Genomic DNA, 18,582 nt, shown 5'->3' with positions numbered 1-18,582 from the left:
AGTTGCGTTTAAGGCTTTATCTTATTTAAAACCGAGCGCAGTGATTACGCTCGGTTTCTTATTATTTATTAGAAGTCACTGTAAAACGGCTATTAACATGCTTTGGTTTTTCAATTTCATCTAACACTGCAATTGAATAATCCGCATAACTAACATAACTTTCGCCAGCAGCATTTACTAATAGATGATCTTCTCCAGTAGTATAGCTACCTGTACGCGGACCTTCCGGATCAAAGAAAGCAGATGGGCTTAAAAATGTCCAAGTAATGCTAGATTGTTGTAAGTCACGTAGATTCTCACCTTGGTTTTTAGCTGTCGCATAAAACATTTCTGGAAAATCTGGTGTATCCATTACACGTACAGTTTTTTCTGGGTCTACAAACAGACTTCCTGCACCACCGACAACGAATAATTTTGTGTCAATACCCGTGAAAATATCTATTAAATGACGGCCAGCTTTCACATGTAATTCCTCTTGACCAAAAGGAGCAGCAAAAGCATTCACTACTACTTCAAATCCTTTTACATCTTCTTGTGATAATGCAAAAACATCTTTTTCAATTACATCAATATTTGCTGTTACTTTTGAAGCTGAACGTACAATCGCTGTCACATCATGACCGCGCTGTAGTGCCTCCTCCACAATTTTTTGTCCCGCTTTCCCTGTTGCACCTATTACTGCGATTTTCATCCTAATATTCCTCCTATTTTTCATTTGTAACCATTTTAGTTACAGGTTAGATACAAAAGACCTACTTCGTTTATTTAACGAAGTTGATCTAACACATCCTGTAAAGTTTGTGCTTGTAGTTGTTCTTTCATTGCATACCAGACAGATGTATAAACACCCTCCAATGTATGTTGGATTTTTCGACCAACCGAACATGCTGGATTTGGCTCATCATGAATGGCAAATAGCTGCTCTGGCCCATCAATCGCATGGTAAATAGCTAATAGTGTTAAATCTTTTGGCTCCACTAAAAGGTCATAACCTGCAATACCTGATTGCGATGTAAGCAAGCCCGCTTTTTTGAGCACCCCAATCATTCGTCGCACGACTACAGGATTTGTATTAACACTCCCTGCGATGAAATCAGATGTCAGCTGGCTTTTATCAGATGTTGTTGCAATGAGCGAAAGTATATGGATCGCTACCGAAAAACGACTGTTCACCATATGTATCACCACCTGTTGTAACTATTATAGTTACAGGAATAAATAAAAGCAAACAAATTGCTCAATTTGCACCTGTATTTATTTTTTCCATTAAACAAAACATTATACTCTCTTCACGTAAATGACCAATTCTTGTCGTATTTCCCCATCTTGCTCATAAAAGTCTAAGTTATGGAATTCATACTTAAAATGACCAATTGGAAACGTCACACTTTCCCCTTGTGCCGCAGCTAATATGCCTGCCACATCATGTGACACCATTTGTAAAAGCTCCGTACCTAAAACCGAATCTACAAATATCACGTTCATTATCAAACACCTCCTCAGCTATTATAGCTTAGAAGGCGCTTACATTTACAGTCTTTCTTTATAACGTTTCAGCCGAATGTTCTCAATAACCTGCATCATTTCATTTATTTGCGCCTGTGTTAATTTTGTAGAGGTGTGTGATAGCTCATGTGATTGAATAGTTTCCTCTTTAAGTTGAGTAGTATTTGAAAGCAATTTCATCCTCAAACGCTGCCCACTCTCTCTTCCGTCTATTTGAAACGCCCACGATCTCCTCACATCATTCACCTCTAAAATTTATTATTAGGACTTCTAAATTAATACTTATATCGGAAAAATTTTCATAAATTTAAACATTCTTCATATAAAGTGATAGAGAATTTAGCTCTATCTAAAATAAGGATCTCTTTTTTGGCGGTAGTATCCGGCGGCACTTTGACGGTTCTATCCGTCGCTTTGGACGTTCTATCCACGGGGATGGACGTTCTATCCACGATTTTGCTGGCTCTATCCACGATTTCAGCCTTTCTATCCGTCACTTTGCCTCTTCCATCCGTCACTTCGACCCTTCTTTCCGTCACTTTGCCGACTCTTTCCGTCACTCCGACTCTTCTTTCCGTCACTTTGCCGACTCTTTCCGTCACTCCGACTCTTCTTTCCGTCACTCCGACTCTTCTTTCCGTCACTTTGCCTCTTCTATCCGTCGCTCTGACTTTTTCCGTCACTTTGCCTCTTTCATCCGTCGCTCTGACTTTTTCCGTCACTTTGCCTCTTTCATCCGTCACTCCGACTCTTTCATCCGTCACTCCGACTCTTCAATCCGTCGATCTGCCAGTTCTTTCCGTCGCTTTGCCTCTTCTATCCGTCACTTTGCCGGCTCTTTCCGTCACTCCGACTCTTCTTTCCGTCGCTCTACCATTCTTTCCACCGCTCCGCCTTATCCTTTGCTATAAAAAACAGCAACCAAAAATGGCTGCTGCTTTAGTTTATACCGCTATTGGTGCTTTAATTGTTGGGTGTGGATCATAGCCCTCAATTGAAATATCTTCGAGTTCAATGTCGAAAATTGACGATTTATTTGGATTTATTTTCAAGGTTGGTAGGGCCTTTGGTTCGCGTGAAAGCTGTTCTTTTACTTGCTCCACGTGATTTAAATATATATGAGCATCCCCAATACTGTGTATAAATTCGCCAACTTCTAAACCACACTCATGTGCAATTAAATGTGTCAGTAGTGCGTAAGAGGCAATATTAAATGGACAGCCTAATAATGTATCTAGACTGCGTTGCATAAGCTGGCAGCTTAATTTTCCATTTGCGACATAAAATTGGAACATTACGTGACACGGAGGTAATGCTGCTTTACTACCCTTTGCTCCGGCATTGATCACATCCTCTGGGTTCCATGCATTGACAATAATGCGTCGAGAATCTGGATTGTGCTTGATTTGCTGGATGACATCTTGCAATTGATCGATGCTTTCCCCTGTTGATGTTGTCCAATTACGCCACTGCTTACCATAAACATTTCCAAGTTCCCCGTATTTACGTGCAAACTCATCGTCTGTTATAACACGCTCACAAAATGATGCTAATTCTTTTTTATAGACTGCATTGAAAGACTCGTCTACTAAGCAACGACGACCAAAATCTGTCATGTCCGGGCCTGAATATTCATCAGATTCGACCCATTTTTTAAAAGCCCATTCATCCCAAATATGATTGTTATTTTGCAGTAGATAGCGAATATTTGTATCCCCTTTAATGAACCAAAGTAGCTCACTTGCTACAAGTTTGAATGGTACGCGTTTCGTCGTTAAAAGAGGGAAGCCTTTGCTTAAATCGAATCGCATTTGATAGCCAAATACACTGTATGTACCTGTGCCTGTACGATCTTCCCTCTTAACGCCATTCTCTAATATATGTTGTAGTAAATTTAAGTACGCGATTTCTGGATGCGCCATGTTCATCAACAGCTCCTTCAAGTATGCTGTTGACCATTATAACATCTAATATCTACATTTGGACTCCCAAAAATAAAAACAATATTTACATATACGCGCCAAAGGAATTGTCTTCCAACTCCTTTGAAATTTCCCTCTCAATCGTGACAAAAAACGTTGGTATTAGAATTACATTCACTAATATAGGAACAATAATCAGTAAAAGATCTATCCCTGGGGAAAAATAGAGACTAAAAGCAGTCAGCAACTCTGACATAACTAGAAAAACAATTTGCACGCCGATCATCAGTATCGGAATGATTTGATACATATAGTAAAGTTTTCGATACTGATGTATTTTTTCTGGATCTTCTATAACTCTGTTTTTTAAGCGTCTTGATAAAATGATACATGCGATAAGTTGGATAAAAATAAAACTTAAATAAATAGCACTATGTAAAACCAATTGCCCTTTCATAACTGTACCATTAAAATGTCCTACCCGCTGCTGCAGTAGCTCGTTGACCGCTCCTTCATAAACATATTCCTGCTCACTAAAATAAGTGAGCGGTGCCGCAAAACCGAGCCGAGCCCAGTCCTTCGAATTCGCTTCCCAGTCGATTAATTTGCTAGCCAAAATACGTAATTGGATGGGATCATTTTCACCAAACATTCCTACTAAAAAAGAATAGGGTATCGCTACCTTCATTTGCCCATCTTGCTTTTCATTAATTAAATCTTTAATGAAAAAAGTATACGCAACATTTGTCTGCTGATCTTCAAAACGAGCATCCTCAATCTTCCAATGACTTGCTAAGGAAGACTCAATGTTATTCTTCATTTCCACATACGGTGTATCATTATGTAAATTTTTAGGGATTTTGTAAACAAAACGATTGTCCTCCCCAATAATGCAAATATCGACTTCCACCGCGTCATTCACAATGTTAGTAGCGATCGTTGTCATCGGGTACGACATTATGAGAAAAAAAAGGACTAGTAGCAATCTTTTCTTTGTCATGCAACGTTCCCCCTTTTCGTCACATATGTTAGCTTTACATTATCATAGGCAACACCGAAAAAACTATTTCGTTATTCCGAAAAAGCAATAGTGGTTTTCCGAAACAACTTTTTCGGTATTCCAAAATTACCAAAAATTATGGATAATATAATAGTACTTACGATTGAAATGGGGCAGTATTATCATGGTTAATGGAGAGAAAACGATGAGTAAATGGACATATAGTATTTTAATAACCTACCTACTCCTTGGTATTTATGTGCTAGTAGTGGCAATACGAATACCTTATATTGGTATTGGACTAGACACAACTAGCGAACAACCAGTCATGTCCGAGTTTTATTATCCCAAATGGGCACAGCAATCTAATATAGAAATTGGAGATGTTCTGCTGACTATTGATGGCAAGCCTACAAAAGATATTCGATCTATCCAAGTCGATTCTTATGTTTGTTGTGCAAAAGAACTAACGTTTAGGAAGCCTAATGGGGATGTTCATTCTGTCTTAGTGAAGCATAAAGATATTCCGGAAGAATTATATTTGCAAATTATTTTCCCTTTGTTTTATTTTGTCTTATCGTTTAGCGTTGCCATCTATTTATGGAAAAGAAATAAAGATAATCAACTAACTAGCCTACTTACATTATTTTTATTAACCTGTTCATTGACTTATATAAGTACAGGAGCTTCAGTTCGAGGCAATCAAATTGGAGCATTAGTAATAGGTATTGGCATAATTTTATGCATCGTACTGTTTATTCACTTTTTACAATTTTATTTCCGCTACCTACGTATTGAATGGCCCTACATTAATACTAAATGGCTCTATTTAACACTACTACTGATCCCTTGCTTTGAGGTCATTGAAAATGTCAATTCCGACTTCAGTACGAAAGCATCATTAATTACCTTAGGAATGTTTGCTGTACTAGTGCTTTATGCCATCTATATTTTATTCATAAGTTATATACGAACTAAACTTGAAAAAATCCGTTTAATCACTTTTGCGTTTATTACGCCTTTCTTGCCGTTTTTATTGTGTTTCGTTATACCTATAATAGTAGGTCTGAGGCCTATTTTATATTCTGAGGTAGCCGCATTATTTTTGTTGTTTATTCCTTTTTCTTTTATTTTCATTCAAGTAAATGAGCGATTGTTCGATATTGAATATCAATTATCTCGTTTGCGTTATTATTCAACACTTGCTTTTTTTAGTGCTTTACTAGTAACTACGGTCATTTCCATATTGTTACTAGATAAATTATCGATTATTGAAATTACGAGTGTCTTAATACTTGTATTCCTCATCATCATTACAAGCTTCTATATTAAAGAACAGCTTGATTATAAGTATCGAAAGATTATTTTTTCATCCACCGGGGATTATGTACATAATTTATATGCTGCCGTTAATCGTATGGGGAAAGCAAATAATCAGCAAGAATTACTGGATCAATTAACGTATGAAATAACAGAAAAGCTTGGTACTACAGCCTTTTCGATTACAACCATAACGGAAGATGCACCCTTTACTCGCGAAGAAGACAACTTCGGGAATCACCTACTCTTACATGATACTGGTGAAGAAAAAATCATGTTAAACATTAGACATGTCCTACAGAAAGAAGAGCTACTTTGGCTTGAGTTACTTGCCCTCTATGTCTCGATGTTTATTGATAATTTGAAGCTCATTGAAGATTTAGTATATGAAATAAAGCTTATGAAGGATAACAATGATACACATCTCCCTTGGCTCGACAAATTACTATGGAATATCATTGAAAAGGAGAAAAGTATTTTAGCGCAGGAATTACATGATACGATTTTGCAAGAGCAGCTCCATTTAGCAAGAGAGCTAGATGTCATTGCCAGTTCGCCTATTATAAAAAAAGAAAAGGTCTTAGATATTCGTGAGCAATTGCTAAATGCATCGAAGGATTTACGTGAGTATTGTGAGAATCTAAGCCCTCCTTTGCTAGACACATTTGGGCTACAAATCGCCTTAAAAAAACTAATTCAAAAGGTGAAAATACGTGCAGACTTTTTGGTAAATGCTCAAATAGAACGTGTCCATTTTCAAGATGTCACTTTACATTTAGTCGTCTATCGGCTAGTACAGGAACTCTTCAATAATGCCATTAAGCACGCAGAGGCAACCGAAGTTTCACTAAGACTACAAGCGATAAATCGTGGCTTCATCCTCCAATACGATGATAATGGAATTGGCTGTGATATTGAAGACTTAATGCAATCTTCCGCTTCTATGGGTATTAACGGTATTCGAGAACGAGTCCGGGCTTTTAATGGAGACATCACGATAACCTCCAGTCTAAATGAAGGAATGCATATATTTATTCAAATACAAGAGGACGTGAATTCAGATGATTAATATTCTTATTATAGATGACCATCCTGTCGTTTTAGATGGTACAAAAACATTATTACAAGATTTACCAAACACCCATATTGATACGGAACAGGATAGTGCCGCTGTTCTGTCAAGAATGGACGTTCAATCTTTTCAATTATTTTTGATTGATATTAATATGAAGCCCATCAATGGCATCCAACTTGCTGAAATGATTAAGAAAAAGCAACCTGAAGCACTGATTTTACTGTATACAGGCTATGAGCTTTCCGATTATTACGAACTACTTATTGAGAAAAAGGTCGATGGACTTTTATCGAAGCTTGCTACGAAACAACAAGTAATTCAAACCATTGAAGCCGCGCTACGAGGCGAGATTCTACTCGCAGCTGATTTTTTAGATTTTGTACATCAGCGCACGAACCTACCGAATGTACAACAAGAGATTTTACTGAGCGACAAGGAGCAAGAGATTTTACAGCTTGTAGCGCAAGGCTGTACTAATAAAGCAATTGCTTCAGCTATTGGGGTCACACAGCGCACCGTTGAAAACTATTTATCCAAACTGTTCGTCAAACTCAACGTAGAATCACGTGCAGAGGCCGTAATTGTCGCAAAAGAAAAGGCATGGATCAACTAATTATACAGAAAAGAGATTTAATGTAAATTTTCTCTTACTAAAAGCGGAATATACTGGATAAATATCTAGGACTGTTATATAATAAGAACAATAATTACATTACTTCATCTTAGCCGTTAAAATCACGTATTCAAAAGTAATACGAGCTTTTGAATATGTGATTTATTTGCAAGCGATCGAAGCAATATGATTGTTTAATTTTTTTGGGAGGTTGTTCACATGACACAAGGTACAGTAAAATGGTTTAACGCAGAAAAAGGTTTTGGTTTTATCGAGGTAGAAGGTGGAAATGATGTATTCGTACACTTCTCTGCGATTCAATCAGATGGCTTTAAAACTCTAGAAGAAGGCCAAAAAGTAGAGTTCGGCGTTGAAGAAGGTAACCGTGGACCACAAGCAACTAATGTTGTAAAGCTTTAATTTATAGCTTTAGCATATAGAGTGCAAAATTCAAGAGACATCCAAATTGCGGATGTCTCTTTTTCGTTATGCGTAAGAATGTAACCCTGCAATGACTAAATTAACAAATACTTGATTAAACACGATAATGCCAAATCCAATTATCGCTAACCAAGCTGTCTTTTCTCCTTCCCAGCCTTTAGAAAGTCGGAAATGAAGGAAAGCGGCATAAAATAAAAATGTGATAAGTGCCCACACTTCTTTAGGGTCCCAACCCCAATACCTACTCCAAGCAATCTGCGCCCAAATCATGGCAAACAATAAGCCTCCTAGAGCAAACAATGGGAAACCTATAACAACTGCTCGATATGTAATTTCATCCATTAATGCTGGTTGTACACGGTTTGTTAATGGCTTTAATAAAACAATTAGTCGTCTTCTCGTAATGAGTACAATTACCCCATATAAAATTGTTCCAACGATAAATGACCATACAATAGTATTTAATTTCTTCGCATCTAACTTATTGGTAATCTGCAACTTACCAACTTGATCCCCACTAGATGTTACTGCACCTTTATTGACAACGATCGGCGTCATCGTATAAACCGCTGTTTCTACCTTCTCTAGCTTATTTTCAAATTGAACCTCGATTTGATCTCCAGCTACGTTAAAATAAGTACCCACACCGATAAAACCAACCACGACAATTAAACAATACATGACAAATTCCAAGGCAACTGTACTTTTCGAAAATTTAGAAACATCTAATGTTCTTAACAAATAAATAATACCTGTTGCAAATGAGATCGATAAAACAGCACTTGAAAATGCCACTGTCATAACATGAATCGTTAACCAATTACTTTGTAGTGACGGAACAAGTGGTGAAACTGTTTTTGTAAAAACGCTTCCATAACCGAGAATAATTAATGACACAGGGATCGCAAACAAGCCAACAACAATTTGTTTATATAAAAAATGAATGATCAAATAGCTACCAGTAAGCATGATGCCAAAGAACGTCATAAACTCATACATATTACTTACAGGTGCATGATCAACAGCCATCCATCTTAAAACGAAATAAACTAGCTGTAAAGCAAAAGCAATATATGTAAGTAGAAGCCCAATTTTTCCAAACATCTTGCCTTTTGATTTCACGGCAAGTCCAATCGGTATAATAGCGATCAGTAATAAAATAAATGCTACGAACAATGAATTACTACTTATACTTAATAATGTTTCTTTACTCAATGTAAAATCCTCCAAACTTTTTTCTCATACCCATAACGCGAGGCTGAGTTCTATTCCGACTGGCGCTTTGTAGCTGCCGCTTCGCTTTCGCTACAGAAAAACATTTTGTTGCTGCCGCTTCGCTTTCGCACAGAAAACATTTTGTTGCTGCCGCTTCACTTTCGCTACAGAAAACATTTTGTTGCTGCCGCTTCGCTTTCGCACAGAAAAACATTTTGTTGCTGCCGCTTCGCTTTCGCACAGAAAACATTTTGTTGTTGCCGCTTCACTTTCGCTACAGAAAACATTTTGTTGCTGCCGCTTCGCTTTCGCACAGAAAAACATTTGTAGTTGTCGCTTCGCTTTCACTACAGAAGAAATTGTTGCTGCCGCTAGCCTTCGTTCCTCTATCGCTGCAAGGAGTTGCCCCGTCTCCACTTCAATCAACTTTTATGTATCAGTATTCGTTTTAGAAAATGCCATCCCCGCCCTTTAATGATGATCTATTTTTTAGAGACTATATAGTAGCTTCCAATAAAAATAACGTTATTCGTCAAAAGAAGTGCCATCATTCTCCTATTAAATATTTATTTTCCTATAATTGTTACAATATTACGACACATAAAAACATAAAGTATAGAATAAATCTCTAAAGGAACCCCCTCATGTCAAAAAAATAAACCATCTATACAAGCAAATAGATGGCGAATTAGAAAAGTTGGCATGTCTCTACCTACATCTTACTAAAAATTGAAATAAAAGTCTATTTCTTTTCGAGTAGCTATGTGACAATAAATATGCGCAAATGTAACATAACGTTATGTAAGACAAGTGGAGGGTAACAAATGAAACAAAATATTTATGACCACCCTGAATTTTTCCATCAATATCAAAAGCTTCGTCAAGCGTCTTACAATTTCAATAATTTGCTTGAACAACCTGCATTAAAATCTTTACTTCCTAATTTAACTGATTTACAGATACTTGATATTGGCTGCGGAATGGGAGAATTCGCATATTATTGTATAGAAAATAACGCAAGGCATGTAACCGCTATTGATGTTTCAAAAAATATGTTGGCAATCGCTCAACGTGAACATGCTCATCAGAATATAGACTACTATTTGCAAGCAATAGAGGATTTTCGTGCCGTCATTCGTAACATTGCGAGCATGCTTCGACCAGGTAGCTTGTTTATTTTTTCTGTAGAGCATCCAATTGTTACAGCTCGTAAAACAATGGAGGATAATTGGATTTATGATAGCAGCGGCCGTAGGAGCCATTATGCGATGGACCATTACCACGATGAGGGCATACGTGAGCGAACATGGTTTGTAGATGGTGTAGTTAAATATCATCGGAGCATGTCTACAATTATAAATACGTTAATCGCATATGACCTTACAATAGAAAAAATGCTAGAGCCGCTTCCTGATTCAGAAGCCATTCCAAAACTGCCTTCCTTAGAAAAAGAGCATCGACGCCCGTCCTTTTTATTAATAAGAGCAAGAAAATAATCTCATCATTGCAAGGCCTCCCAGTAGTACTCTACAGAGAGGCCTTTAATTTTATCTTTGGTATCTTCATCTAAGTTTTCAATTAATTTCACTGAAGTAATAACTCATCACTTTAATCTCATCCCTAAACCCTTTTACCATTCTTCCTTCATCAACAAATCCGCATTTTTTATAAAGGGACTGTGCGGCAGTATTCGGTAGATTTACCCCTAGCACAAGCTCATTGATCGTTGGAAAATGCGCCAAAACAAAGTCCGGCAAAAGCTGTAATGCCGCTTTCGCATAGCCTTTACCTTGTTCATAAAAGTCGGTCGAAAAGGCGCGGATTAAAATAGCTTGTTCATTAGAGGAATATGGCGTAACGCCCTCTTTTTCATGCAACACAAAGAATGTCACGAGCTTATCTTCATTTAATACGAGAACGGCATGGCGATTTTTATCCTGCTTCACTAGTTTAATGCTCTCTTTCAGAGACATCGTATAACGAAGCTGCTCCTCTGTAATCGTATATCGTTTAATTAAGTGATCATCTTTTTCTTCATAAAATTTTAACCTCATCAAAGCTCTCCCCATTCATCTTAAGTTGTCACTTCTCCTAGGCATAATAGTAACTTCACTATCGTTCAGATCAACAATGCTTCCGGATTTTTATATTCATTCTGCTTTATTTGATTCGTTAACGATTATAATATATTAAATAAACGGAAAATATAATATATTCTAACACGATGTAGAAATTTATTTAAGAGAGGTGTTCATATTGGAACTATTAGAGAGAGCTCAGAAGCGGAAAGAAACTGCCATTCTTATTTTGGAAGAATTGGAATTGCTAGAAAAGTGGAATACAATTGGACAAGCTTATGTTGTCGGCGCTACAGCGTATGATTTACTAGTAGATCCAGATATTGATATCGAAACATTCTGTAGTCGCCCTAATGCAGCGGAAGCTATGATGATATTATCGGATTTAACTAACAATCCGAAAGTACTAGAATTAAAGTTTCGAAATTACTTGGAAACACCATTTAAAGGGTACTATTTTAAAATACAATATGAGCATGCGCCGTCAGAAATTTGGAATATTGATATGTGGCTGTTTTCCGAAACACGGAAAGGTCCCCTATCAAGAGATTTAGTATCATTAATGAACGATTCCTTAACAATTGAAAGTCGGAGGTATATTTTAACTATTAAAGAACAATTGCTTAAAAAATCCCTAGTACTCCCCTCGATTTATGTATATGAAGCTGTGTTAGACTACGATATTACATGCACAGAGGATTTTCTATATTGGATGGAGCAACAAGATGTAGACATTCAGACAAATTGGCGCCCTTTAAAAAACAGTAAATAGATACATCACTAGAAATCAGGGATATTTTACGTTATGAAAATTTTTATTTCCACTAATCACCAAAAATGCTACGATAATGTTATCTAAACGTAAGGAGTTGTGGATATGAGTGCGAAAAGTGCAGTAGATGTTTTGTTTAAACAATAAATAATCCAAGGGGTGTAAACTCTTACTGCAGCCCTTGAACAAGGGAGAAAACAATGGAAAACTATTTTAAAGAATTTCTTACAGGTCAATCTATTACTTTACAGCAAATGACTTCCTCCGACTTAGAAGCATTTGTTTCCATCGAAAGCGAAATGAAAACGTTGCTACTTGCCAATGACGAGATTCCCTTTCCAAATACCTACGAGGATCATGCTTCATTCTTTAAAAATATTAGTGCTAAAAAAGAGGAGTTTTTCTTCGGTATATTTGAAAAGTCGACGAATGAGCTTGTCGGCTCTTGTGGTGTCTATTCAATCAACTGGCAAAATAGCACTTGCTGTGTAGGCATTTCGATTGGCGAACAATGGCAAGGTAAAGGACTTGGAACGGATGCAATGAAAACTCTTATTCATTTTATTTTTAATTATATGACGGTTAATAAAGTAAAGCTTCAGGTTTTTAGCTTTAATAAAGGAGCTATTCGTTCCTATGAAAAATGTGGCTTTACAAAGGAAGGTATTTTACGCAATGAGCTTTTCCGTTTTGGTCAATTTCATGATATCGTCTTATTTGGCCTTTTACGAGAAGAATGGAATCAAATTGGGTAAGTAATTTTTCATAAGGTTGAAATACTTCAAACGAACCAATGGGCTGCCAGTAGACAGCCCCTTCTGTTATTCTTCCCAAACTCTTCGAATGTCACATAACACGGATTGTTCGAATGTAAGTTGATAGACATCAGGCATTGAAAGTTTTTTCCAAAACGTGTAGTCATACTCCGCATCAAAATATTGCATCATTAAGACCATTATATTGCCATGTGTACCAATCACTATATTGTCATTTGGATGGCCAATTATAATTTTTTGCAAGGCCATAATAGCCCTCGCTTTTGCGGTTTCATTTGATTCTCCACCCTCAAATACAAAAGTCGGTTGACTCCATACTTGATGCATGGCAGCGTCAAAATCAAGAATATTTTCAGTAGATAATATTCTTTCTTTCATAGAATCAATCGTCGTTATCTGTAATTTATGTTCTTGAGCGATGCCTTCCACCGTCTGCACAGCTCTTTTATATGGACTTGAATAGATAGTATGAATTTCTTTATTTGTAAATATAGACGTTACACGATCCCTATCATTGAATCCTTTATCCGAAAGTGGTCGATGATACTCGTCAGCTGTATAATAAGAATGAGCGTGTCTTACAAAATATATTACTGTCATGATAATCCCCTCTATTTTTCTTCAGATTTTGCTTTCTTTTCTTTCATATAATTGTATAAATCAACCTTCCACATACCATCCTCTTTTAGTAAAGAAAATAGCTTACGATAATGAGAGCTACCAAAAATTATATCCAACTGAACAATTGCTATACTTTCTGTACTAGTCTCTTTATCCAATGAAATATGATCGTAATATCGATACATTAAATAATCCTGTATTTGCTCATCAAATAAATAGTTTATATACTCACTAATAAAGGTTTGTTTATCGGGAAGTTCATCGTTATTGTAAGTAATTGCATATAGTTTATCGAAATTGTTCTCAAAAATTAAATTCATCATAATTAACACCATTTCCTCTGGTGTAAAAGTTTTTAAACTATTCATTTTCCCATTGCTTAAGAATTCATCATATAAATTTCTTTTTTCCTCTCCCAATTCCTCTAAATATGTAAAATCATAATCTCTATCAATGACCGGGGGTGTCGATTTAGAATCTTCCACTTGTCGAACAGTATGGTTCGTAACTGCAGTTGATCCTGAAGATTCTCCTGATTTTGTTTTCACTTCTGAACATGCGATTAACATTAAACTAGAAACGACAATAACGCTTACTATCGACAACCTTTTCTTCAACACTGGCACCTCCCCCTATCATTTAATAGATTAAAACCATTTCACCTATCATTCTATATTTTTCGAAAATTCTCAACATTTTAAACCTGAAAGAAATCTCCTCAATAACAAACAACAAAAAAGTATATTTGATAAATTGTGACAAGAAAATAAAGTCCATTAAAACTTCAGTCGATTACAGAATAAATTTTTATAGTAAAAAAGATGCGAATCTATTAAATAACACTCTATTCATTTTCTAAAATTTAGTCAAAAAAAAACACTAATATTCTATTGTATAGAGCATTGAAACATATTAATAATACAAAAAAAGTAATTTAAATAATGTAAAATACCCAATGATGATCATCTATATTTTTTTCCAACCTATAAGAATATATATTTTTTTCTATGACTAAATTACGAATTTCTCAACCGATACACAATATGACATATTTTTCATTTTAGGTGAGATACAATGAAAAAGTTGAATCGAGGTCAATGTATTTCAAGAATATGGAGAAAAAATTTTAGGGGGAAAAGATTTTGCTTAATATATCGTTTAAACATTTCTTGAAGATGGAGATTGAAATTAAAAGGAAAATTATGTATAAAAAAGCGATGGATTTAGGTTTCACCCATCCTAGCGTGGTAGATTGTAGTCAAGAATTAGATGTCCTACTAAATAAATATTCAAAAGCGATCAATAAAGCAAGCTAAAACTATTATCATAAACCTGTATTAGGTTCCGTGCTGTTGTAAAGAACGTATAAATAACATAAAAATGGGCTACCTTCTTTATGACAGGAAAAAGGAGGCCTAATTATGCAGGTATTTTTTTATCATTGGTCGTTACAAGCTTTATATTCCAGCAACCTCAAGATTCAGTAGAAAATACAGCACCGATTCTTTGCATACCTTCTAGAACTACATCTTATAAATATCCTAATAATCAATATCAGTCATTTCTTACTGAGAATTATTTTTATCATCAATTAGATAGGGCAATCTATGAGGAATATAACGAAGCTACCTTAAACATTCGTCAGAAAATAGCCTTTAAGGACGTTCAAAAGGCTGAGGAAACATTTCATCTAAAAACAAATTTTATACGTGAAAAAATAGACCTCTCTCAACATACTTTTATTCATCCCAATCGACAAGTATATTTTTTAGCATCCTTTAAGCAAAATAATCAGGACACTTATTATAAATACCTGGTCATTGACGCTGAGACACAAACTATCCTTTTAGGAAGTAGTAATTATCAAAGGAATAACGACAATTAAATCTATTTCGTTAGTTGTTTAATTTATTGTATGCTTAAAAATTCAATAATAGTAGCAAAACCGAAGAAAAAACTAACATTTTTTAGAAAATTTTCAAAAAAACATTTTCAAAACATTTATTTTAGCTTATTTTGCTCGCTACTAGGGGTAGTAACTTCCCCCTAGCAGCGAGCTAACAGATTGGTGTTACGTCTTCAGCCACTTCTTACTTCTAAAGTCTCATTGTGAGACTGCCACTGAATGCGAATATTTGGGGTAGCATCCTTTTTAAAGATTTTTGCGCTTTCTTTTTTCTTTAAGACAAACTGCTTATCCGTATTTACTCGTACATCATTAAAAGCATTTAATTCTTTAGACCCTTCAATCGTAATTTGTAAATCCCCTAATTCTTGCTCATCTCCAAGATAGAAAATTCGTAAACCATCGTCAGTATTACTATGATATACAGCCTTCCAATTTTCACTTTTCGCTATGTAATGTACCTCCTCTTGTTGATTCGTACTACAAGCAACTAACACAAACATCAATAAAATTACGAAGCATATTTTTTTCATTAGATATCGATTTTCCTTTCCTTGAAAGTGATCAACTTCAATCTATCCTTCCTAATTCCTAGAAAAGCTGTTACTCCGCTTGAATAGTTATCTTCAATCCAGTGGGCTTATCGCCAAAGGCATCGCTATGTTCTTTAAAAACAAAATCTAAACCTTTTAATTGATCAGGTAATGGGGGTGAAACGATAAAAGTGCAGCTGTCATGGCCATTAGTCCCTCCTCCGCTATCGATCCAACAGTCATATGCATCTCCTACATACAACTCAAAACTAGTATAATTTTCTCTAACATGAACAGTAGATTCTTGTCGAGGATCCCAATCCGTTAATAGCTGTACAACACTGGCATTTTCATACTGACGAACATACGTTACCGTATAGTATCGTTCATCAACTTCAACTGACTTTAAGACTGGGATATGCTTTCTAAACCCCGTCGGCTCTACACGAGGTTTATAATATTCTTCTGTTCTCATCACCCCAAATAATGATGCAAGAAAGGCTTCATAAAAACCATATTTTTTTGCCCATCGAGCAAGGGCTTCATCCGGTGGAAAACCAGGATTTTTATTTGATAGATGGTTACGCTGATTGATAAGTGCACAAATTTGCTCATCAATTGTAAACAGCTGATGATCATAATACTCTGTTGGACGGTCATACGATTCTTGATTCATGTAAATCCTCCTAAGTCATTATTGTGTAAACCAAGCAATATACTTTGCTTCAGGAAAAAATAAGAGCTGTGCCAAGAAAGTTCCTTGTAGCCTAGATCCCATCATCGATAAAAATGGAAATGTCAGGGTCAATAAATATAATTAGTCACATCGTCGCTATACCATTAATAAGCCCTGGCGACATTACAGCAGCATTCCTTTCCTCAGACTGATAGCTACAAATGTCGGTAATTGGAGAGTGCCTACTAATGTACGTCTTTCCACCTTATAAATTATACTTTATTTTCCATTCCACAACGAACTGGGATCATCCTTCCTTTTAATATTCTACGAAATTTACTGGATTAGGTTCCGTTATTTTCCTAACAAATAAAAAGCTATTCATTCGGTACTTCCCTCCTAATGAATAGCTTTTCTCAGTATTCAATGACTCACTACAAAATCATTATTCCAACTAATTGAATCAGAAAGTTGATAGGTCACCATATTAACCGTTACAGCAAGAATCACACCTGCTCTAGATTTATTTGTAGGAACAGGGTCCTCTAATACTAATACAACATACCCCTCACCACGTCCCATATTATCTATAGCCTTTGCAGCATTTATTTCGAATGTTGAATATGTTGTTTCTTTTATAGGAAAGAGCAATCGTTCCTCCTGATAAGCTCCGTTTTCCTTTAAATTATAGCATACGGGCATCCATCCTTTTGACCAATCAATACTGCCTATTATTTCGTTTTTATGAGAGGTAAGTTTGCCAATTGAAAATGTAAAGTTAATCTTCATAATAGCTTGGTCTAATTTATTTTTCCCTTCACATACAGCTGTAACTTCTAGCTGTATATCACCCTTCGAATGCTTCCGAATAACCACTAAAGCAACAGTTGAAATGAGGATAACAAGTACTATGCTGATAGAAATCAAACCCATTTAGTCCCTCCTAACATCAGTATGATCATTACTTTTAGATTACCACGTTTTAGGTGTAATGGTATTTATACACCAAACAATCTTATAAAATGACACAGGCATAAATGATCAGACAAAAAGCGAGAACAGCTTGCTTCGTTATTTGGGATGTAAACTGGCCATAAGGTTTTCTTATTTACACTTTCTCCTTGGATTTCCCAACTTTTTAACACCAATATTTTCTACTTACTTTTGAAATAAAATTCACCTATACTTAAGTGAATTTTATTTTTAGGAGATTTATTATGAGAACATTTATACCTTGTCCAAATTGTCAAGAAGCGATAACCCTTGATGACTTTGAGGATTTTTCATCACCATTTACGATGAAATGTCCATACTGCTACGCCAAATTAAAAGAAACAAAGGTAACCCCTCTTCTTTTAATTGGTTTGATTGTAGCAATTCCGTTACTTATTTTCTTAACAAAAACATTGATATCTTATCTATCAGGCATACTCCCCGTTATTGAAAAAATACCTCCTTATCTCGTAACGCTTGTCGTGTTATATCCGTTATATGTTATTTATGAGCGTTTTAATGGACTTGTTATGTTTAATAAAGGCAATTTACAACTAAAAAACAAAAGTGATAAAACAGATTAAAACCTAAAAAGTGCGAGAAATCCATATACATTGATTTCTCGCACTTTTATAGGAAGTCTCGCTGATTATAGTTTCACTTTAGTACTAGCTTGTAACTCAGCTGTTAAAGTAAATGGCATTTTTAAATATTCGTACTTAATCGTTATTTTTTTAATAGTAGGTGCTTCAACTTTGACTGCATAATGCTGAGGTTGCTTTCCGATAGCCTGGCGATCTATGTATGGACTAGGCAAAATGTTTATTTGCCTTAACTTATGATACGTAATATTCGGATTACCAACTAGCTTCGTTTCTGCCTCAAACGGTTCAGCCTTACTCACAACCAGCTCGACTTTTTCAGGCACTTTATCATTGACGAGTATTTGCTGAAGCTTTATGTCACGCAGGCCCTTATTCTCTATTTCCACGATTCTTATAGTTGAATCATCTGTAGGATTTGTATAGCTATTCATGACAAGTGGTGGATTGCTTTTTAAATAAATGATAAAGGCCGCTCCCACTACTAGAACACTAAATAATAAAACAAATAGTAATTTTTTCATTTCTTTCCT

Annotated in this window: 25 protein-coding genes; 9 read left to right on the top strand and 16 right to left on the bottom strand. The window is 35.7% G+C overall.

What is annotated here, in order from left to right:
• Positions 1–61: 61 nt before the first annotated feature.
• The 6 genes from MOK21_RS03060 to MOK21_RS03035 all read right to left on the bottom strand — a co-directional run bounded on the left by MOK21_RS03060 (position 62) and on the right by MOK21_RS03035 (position 4,428).
• Entirely contained in the window at positions 62–691 is a 630-nt protein-coding gene (locus tag MOK21_RS03060) for an NAD(P)-dependent oxidoreductase (RefSeq protein WP_249072504.1), read from the bottom strand.
• A 74-nt stretch (positions 692–765) separates the two neighbouring features.
• A complete protein-coding gene (locus tag MOK21_RS03055; RefSeq protein ID WP_249072503.1) occupies positions 766–1,176 on the bottom strand; it encodes an Rrf2 family transcriptional regulator in 411 nt (136 codons plus the stop codon).
• Positions 1,177–1,278: 102 nt separating this feature from the next.
• Positions 1,279–1,485, bottom strand: a complete 207-nt coding sequence (locus MOK21_RS03050; protein ID WP_249072502.1) for a thymidylate synthase — start codon at positions 1,483–1,485, stop codon at positions 1,279–1,281.
• Positions 1,486–1,805: 320 nt separating this feature from the next.
• The gene (locus MOK21_RS03045) at positions 1,806–2,270 is read right to left on the bottom strand and encodes a hypothetical protein (protein WP_249072501.1); all 465 of its coding nucleotides are present in this window, start codon (positions 2,268–2,270) and stop codon (positions 1,806–1,808) included.
• A gap of 180 nt (positions 2,271–2,450) precedes the next feature.
• On the bottom strand, positions 2,451–3,428 hold the full coding sequence (locus tag MOK21_RS03040) for a thymidylate synthase (protein WP_249072557.1): 978 nt from the start codon (positions 3,426–3,428) through the stop codon (positions 2,451–2,453).
• 85 nt (positions 3,429–3,513) lie between these two features.
• The gene (locus tag MOK21_RS03035; RefSeq protein WP_249072500.1) at positions 3,514–4,428 is read right to left on the bottom strand and encodes a hypothetical protein; all 915 of its coding nucleotides are present in this window, start codon (positions 4,426–4,428) and stop codon (positions 3,514–3,516) included.
• 205 nt (positions 4,429–4,633) lie between these two features.
• On the opposite strand from MOK21_RS03035, the gene MOK21_RS03030 reads away from it, so the two are divergent.
• The 3 genes from MOK21_RS03030 (at position 4,634) to MOK21_RS03020 (ending at position 7,856) form a co-directional block, all read left to right on the top strand.
• A complete protein-coding gene (locus MOK21_RS03030) occupies positions 4,634–6,817 on the top strand; it encodes a sensor histidine kinase (protein ID WP_249072499.1) in 2,184 nt (727 codons plus the stop codon).
• Positions 6,810–7,436, top strand: a complete 627-nt coding sequence (locus MOK21_RS03025) for a response regulator transcription factor (RefSeq protein ID WP_249072498.1) — start codon at positions 6,810–6,812, stop codon at positions 7,434–7,436. The genes MOK21_RS03030 and MOK21_RS03025 overlap by 8 nt, the downstream gene beginning before the upstream one ends.
• 219 nt (positions 7,437–7,655) lie before the next feature.
• Positions 7,656–7,856, top strand: coding sequence for a cold-shock protein (locus MOK21_RS03020; RefSeq protein ID WP_053592785.1), 201 nt, complete (start codon positions 7,656–7,658; stop codon positions 7,854–7,856).
• A gap of 66 nt (positions 7,857–7,922) precedes the next feature.
• On the opposite strand, the gene ccsB is transcribed toward MOK21_RS03020, so the two are convergent.
• Positions 7,923–9,092, bottom strand: coding sequence for a c-type cytochrome biogenesis protein CcsB (gene ccsB / locus MOK21_RS03015; RefSeq protein ID WP_249072497.1), 1,170 nt, complete (start codon positions 9,090–9,092; stop codon positions 7,923–7,925).
• 90 nt (positions 9,093–9,182) lie between these two features.
• Positions 9,183–9,509 carry a hypothetical protein gene (locus MOK21_RS03010; protein WP_249072496.1) on the bottom strand — a complete coding sequence of 109 codons (327 nt, stop codon included), beginning with the start codon at positions 9,507–9,509 and terminating at the stop codon, positions 9,183–9,185.
• A 407-nt stretch (positions 9,510–9,916) separates the two neighbouring features.
• Here MOK21_RS03010 and MOK21_RS03005 point away from each other — a divergent pair, with 407 nt between their 5' ends.
• Entirely contained in the window at positions 9,917–10,588 is a 672-nt protein-coding gene (locus tag MOK21_RS03005) for a class I SAM-dependent methyltransferase (protein WP_249072495.1), read from the top strand.
• A gap of 78 nt (positions 10,589–10,666) precedes the next feature.
• On the opposite strand, the gene MOK21_RS03000 is transcribed toward MOK21_RS03005, so the two are convergent.
• A complete protein-coding gene (locus MOK21_RS03000; RefSeq protein ID WP_249072494.1) occupies positions 10,667–11,146 on the bottom strand; it encodes a GNAT family N-acetyltransferase in 480 nt (159 codons plus the stop codon).
• 202 nt (positions 11,147–11,348) lie between these two features.
• Here MOK21_RS03000 and MOK21_RS02995 point away from each other — a divergent pair, with 202 nt between their 5' ends.
• Together MOK21_RS02995 and MOK21_RS02990 are read left to right on the top strand one after the other, a co-directional pair.
• The gene (locus MOK21_RS02995; RefSeq protein WP_249072493.1) at positions 11,349–11,942 is read left to right on the top strand and encodes a hypothetical protein; all 594 of its coding nucleotides are present in this window, start codon (positions 11,349–11,351) and stop codon (positions 11,940–11,942) included.
• 200 nt (positions 11,943–12,142) lie between these two features.
• Entirely contained in the window at positions 12,143–12,697 is a 555-nt protein-coding gene (locus tag MOK21_RS02990; RefSeq protein ID WP_249072492.1) for a GNAT family N-acetyltransferase, read from the top strand.
• A 66-nt stretch (positions 12,698–12,763) separates the two neighbouring features.
• Here the strand turns inward: MOK21_RS02990 and MOK21_RS02985 are convergent, their stop codons facing one another.
• Together MOK21_RS02985 and MOK21_RS02980 are read right to left on the bottom strand one after the other, a co-directional pair.
• Positions 12,764–13,318 carry a histidine phosphatase family protein gene (locus tag MOK21_RS02985; RefSeq protein ID WP_249072491.1) on the bottom strand — a complete coding sequence of 185 codons (555 nt, stop codon included), beginning with the start codon at positions 13,316–13,318 and terminating at the stop codon, positions 12,764–12,766.
• Between the two features lie 11 nt (positions 13,319–13,329).
• Positions 13,330–13,956 (bottom strand): hypothetical protein, encoded by a 627-nt coding sequence (locus MOK21_RS02980; protein WP_249072490.1) that lies wholly within the window; start codon positions 13,954–13,956, stop codon positions 13,330–13,332.
• A gap of 558 nt (positions 13,957–14,514) precedes the next feature.
• Here MOK21_RS02980 and MOK21_RS02975 point away from each other — a divergent pair.
• Together MOK21_RS02975 and MOK21_RS02970 are read left to right on the top strand one after the other, a co-directional pair.
• Positions 14,515–14,655, top strand: a complete 141-nt coding sequence (locus MOK21_RS02975; RefSeq protein ID WP_374110096.1) for a Spo0E family sporulation regulatory protein-aspartic acid phosphatase — start codon at positions 14,515–14,517, stop codon at positions 14,653–14,655.
• An 80-nt stretch (positions 14,656–14,735) separates the two neighbouring features.
• Positions 14,736–15,224: a hypothetical protein gene (locus MOK21_RS02970; RefSeq protein WP_249072488.1), complete on the top strand. Its 489-nt coding sequence runs from the start codon at positions 14,736–14,738 to the stop codon at positions 15,222–15,224.
• Between the two features lie 194 nt (positions 15,225–15,418).
• Here the strand turns inward: MOK21_RS02970 and MOK21_RS02965 are convergent, their stop codons facing one another.
• The 4 genes from MOK21_RS02965 to MOK21_RS02950 all read right to left on the bottom strand — a co-directional run bounded on the left by MOK21_RS02965 (position 15,419) and on the right by MOK21_RS02950 (position 17,387).
• Positions 15,419–15,778: a hypothetical protein gene (locus MOK21_RS02965; RefSeq protein ID WP_249072487.1), complete on the bottom strand. Its 360-nt coding sequence runs from the start codon at positions 15,776–15,778 to the stop codon at positions 15,419–15,421.
• A 70-nt stretch (positions 15,779–15,848) separates the two neighbouring features.
• Positions 15,849–16,454, bottom strand: a complete 606-nt coding sequence (locus MOK21_RS02960; RefSeq protein ID WP_249072486.1) for a hypothetical protein — start codon at positions 16,452–16,454, stop codon at positions 15,849–15,851.
• Between the two features lie 18 nt (positions 16,455–16,472).
• Entirely contained in the window at positions 16,473–16,556 is an 84-nt protein-coding gene (locus MOK21_RS23970; protein ID WP_374110095.1) for a lipid II flippase family protein, read from the bottom strand.
• Between the two features lie 321 nt (positions 16,557–16,877).
• Positions 16,878–17,387 carry a hypothetical protein gene (locus MOK21_RS02950; protein WP_249072485.1) on the bottom strand — a complete coding sequence of 170 codons (510 nt, stop codon included), beginning with the start codon at positions 17,385–17,387 and terminating at the stop codon, positions 16,878–16,880.
• Between the two features lie 284 nt (positions 17,388–17,671).
• On the opposite strand from MOK21_RS02950, the gene MOK21_RS02945 reads away from it, so the two are divergent.
• Complete coding sequence (locus tag MOK21_RS02945; protein WP_249072484.1) at positions 17,672–18,031, top strand: hypothetical protein; 360 nt, start codon at positions 17,672–17,674, stop codon at positions 18,029–18,031.
• A 65-nt stretch (positions 18,032–18,096) separates the two neighbouring features.
• Here the strand turns inward: MOK21_RS02945 and MOK21_RS02940 are convergent, their stop codons facing one another.
• Positions 18,097–18,573, bottom strand: coding sequence for a hypothetical protein (locus MOK21_RS02940; RefSeq protein WP_249072483.1), 477 nt, complete (start codon positions 18,571–18,573; stop codon positions 18,097–18,099).
• Positions 18,574–18,582: the final 9 nt, after the last annotated feature.

The sequence above is a fragment of the Lysinibacillus sp. BPa_S21 genome (assembly GCF_023337795.1).
In the GTDB taxonomy this organism is placed as follows: domain Bacteria; phylum Bacillota; class Bacilli; order Bacillales_A; family Planococcaceae; genus Lysinibacillus.
Note: the sequence above shows the minus strand (reverse complement) of the source record. Positions and strands in the feature narration are given on the sequence as shown.